General features: G+C 68.4%; 1 protein-coding gene. It reads left to right on the top strand.

The features are described 5' to 3' along the window. Positions 1–275: 275 nt before the first annotated feature. Positions 276–3,002, top strand: a 2,727-nt coding sequence (locus U9980_RS16685) for a type I polyketide synthase (protein WP_322768762.1), incomplete at its 3' end; no start/stop codon positions are given.

Genomic DNA, 3,002 nt, shown 5'->3' with positions numbered 1-3,002 from the left:
CGTTCCTGGTACTGGCACTACCCGCATCGCAGCTGCGCCGAGTACCAGGCAACCAATACCTGTACCAGGACGGTCGCCACTACCAGGTATTCGCGATGCCAGCGCCAACACGGTCTGGATGATTTGTTGAGTTAGTCACACCATTTGCTTGTACGGATCGATGTGACGTCCTGCCCAGGCCCACCGAAGCTGCCGCGATCATGTCCTTCTCGCGCGGCCTGCGGTCCAGGGAACCCAACAAAATATGATCATCGCGAGGGGAAGGCACGCCAGCCATGACAGGGACGCCAGTGCAGGCCGGATACCGCTCCAGTGGATCTTCAGCGGCATTGGGGAAGCCGGTCCCTGAGCCGGTCGCCATCATCGGTATCGGTTGCCGACTTCCCGGGGCTCATGGCACGGACGAGTTCTGGCGCGTCTTGCGGACGGGGTCCGACACCGTCACCCAGATTCCCGCGGACCGCGCGTTCGGCTCGCTCTACGACCCCCGACCGGGCACCCCGGGCCGCATCGCCAGCCGGGCCGGCGGGTTCCTGACCGACATCGATGCCTTTGACGCCGACTTCTTCGACGTTTCGCCCCGCGAGGCGGCGCGAATGGACCCCCAGCAACGCCTGTTACTGGAAACCTCGTGGGAGGCCTTCGAGGACGCTGGCCAGACACGAGGATCCCTAGCCGGCACGCGTACCGCGGTCTTCCTGGCCTACCTGTCCACCCAGTACTCCGAGCTGCTGCGCGAGGCCGGGATCTGCGACATGCACAGCGCCATCGGAGCGGAGGGCCGCGGCACCGCAGCCGGGCGTCTGTCCTACGCCTTTGACTTGCGTGGCCCAAGCATGGCGCTGGACGCGACCTGCGCCTCGTCTCTGCTCGCCATCCATCTGGCGTGCCAGAGCATCCGCTCGGGGGAGAGCACGCTCGCGCTCGCCGGTGGCGTCAACATCATGCTGACCCCGGACCTGTCCATCGCGCTGTCCCAGGCCGGGGTGCTGTCGCGCTACGGACGCTCCAGGTTCGGGGACGCGGCCGCGGACGGCTACGTCCGCAGCGAAGCCGTCGCGGTCGTCATCCTGAAATCCCTCGAGCAGGCGCGGGCCGACGGCGATCAAGTTTATGCGGTCATCCGGGGAAGCGGTGTGACCAACGACGGCCGCAGCGGGGGCTTCGTGACGGCGCCGAGTGTGGAAAGCCAGGCCGAGATGCTGCGCACCGCCTACCGCAACGCGGGCGTCGAACCTGGCGACATCGACTACATCGAGGCCCACGGCACCGGCACGGTCATGGGCGATCAGATCGAGCTCACGGCCATCGCCGAGGTCCTGAGCGAGGGACGGCCCAGCGACCGGCCCTGCGTCCTCGGATCGGCGAAGTCCAACATCGGTCACACCGAGGGCGCCGCCGGGATGGTGGGAATCATCAAGGTGGCGCTGAGCCTGCGCCACCGCACCATCCCCGCGAGCCTGCACATAGCCGAGCCCAACCCGGCGGTGCCCTGGGACGAGCTGCCGATCGAGCTCGCCACGACCGTGCGCCGGTGGCCGGACCGCGGCCGGCCGCGCCTGGCCGGCGTCAGCGCGTTCGGACTGTCAGGGACCAACGTGCACGTCGTCCTTGCCGAGGCACCGTGTGATACCGATGCCACGAGCGGGTCTCCCGACCGTGGCGCGGACGGCCTGGGCGCGGACGACCTGGGCGCGGACGACCAGCCTGTGCTGCTACCGCTGTCGGCAGCAACGCCCGACGCCCTCTCGGAGCTCGCGCAGGCCTACCTCGACCGCATGAACTGCGACGGCGTCAGCAGCCAACCCTCGCTGGCGGATGTCTGCTGGAGCGCCGGAATGCGACGCACCCACTTCGAGCACCGCGCGGCGGTGGTCGGCCGTACCCATGCCGAGATCGCCGGTGGGCTTCGGACGGTCATGGCCGGACAGCCCACCAACGGGGTGTCCATCGACCGCCGCACCGACGGTGACCGCCCCAGGATCGCGTTCGTCTTTCCCGGCCAGGGATCCCAATGGGCGGGCATGGGACGCGAGCTGCTGAGTTCCGCACCCGCCTTCCGGGCTGCGGTCGCAGAGTGCGACGCCGCCGTCCGCACGGAAACCGGTTGGTCGGTGATCGAGCGCCTGATGTCGGACGAGCCGCTTACGGGTATCGACGTCATCCAGCCGGTGCTGTGGGCGGTCGAGGTCGGTCTGGCCGCCATGTGGCGGCAGCTCGGTGTCGAACCCGATGTCGTGATCGGCCACAGCATGGGTGAGGTCGCCGCCGCCGTTGTCGCAGGAGCGATCACGCTGTCCGACGCCGCCGCCGTCATCTGCCGACGCAGCCGGATTCTGCGTTCGGTCAGCGGGCAGGGCGCCATGGTCGCGCTGCAGCTGAGCATGGCCGATGCCGAACGCGCCATCGAGGGGTTCGAAGACCAGGTTTCGGTGGCGGTCGCCAACAGCGACTCCTCGGTCGTGCTCTCCGGCGATCCCGCTGTGCTGGACCGGCTGACCAGGCCGCTACTGGACCGCGGGGTCTTCTGCCGACCCGTCCAGGTCGACGTCGCCTCGCACAGCCCCCAGATGGAGCCGCTACGCCCGGAGCTGATGCGCGCTCTGGCCGACGTCCGGGCCGTTGCCGGCGACATCCCGATCCACTCGACGGTGACCGGCCAGCGCTCGACTGGCGAGGAGTTCGACGCCGCCTACTGGGTCCGCAATCTTCGCGAGCCGGTGCGCTTCGCCGATGTGGTGCACACGATGCTTGACGAAGGGGAGACGGTGTTCATCGAGATGGGTCCCCATCCGATGCTGGCTCACTCGATCAGCGAGATCATCGACAGTGCCGAGGGGCACGGTGCCGTGATCGCCTCGCTGAACAGGAACGCCGCGGACTGGACAGCGATCCTTGCGACGGTGGGGACCCTCTACGCAGCCGGATACGAACCGGACTGGACGGCACTGCGGGGTGGTACGGGCAATTTCGTCCCGTTGCCCTCTTATCCGTGGCAACGG

This window comes from Protofrankia sp. Cr1 (assembly GCF_963555865.1).
Classification (GTDB): domain Bacteria; phylum Actinomycetota; class Actinomycetes; order Frankiales; family Frankiaceae; genus Protofrankia.
Note: the sequence above shows the minus strand (reverse complement) of the source record. Positions and strands in the feature narration are given on the sequence as shown.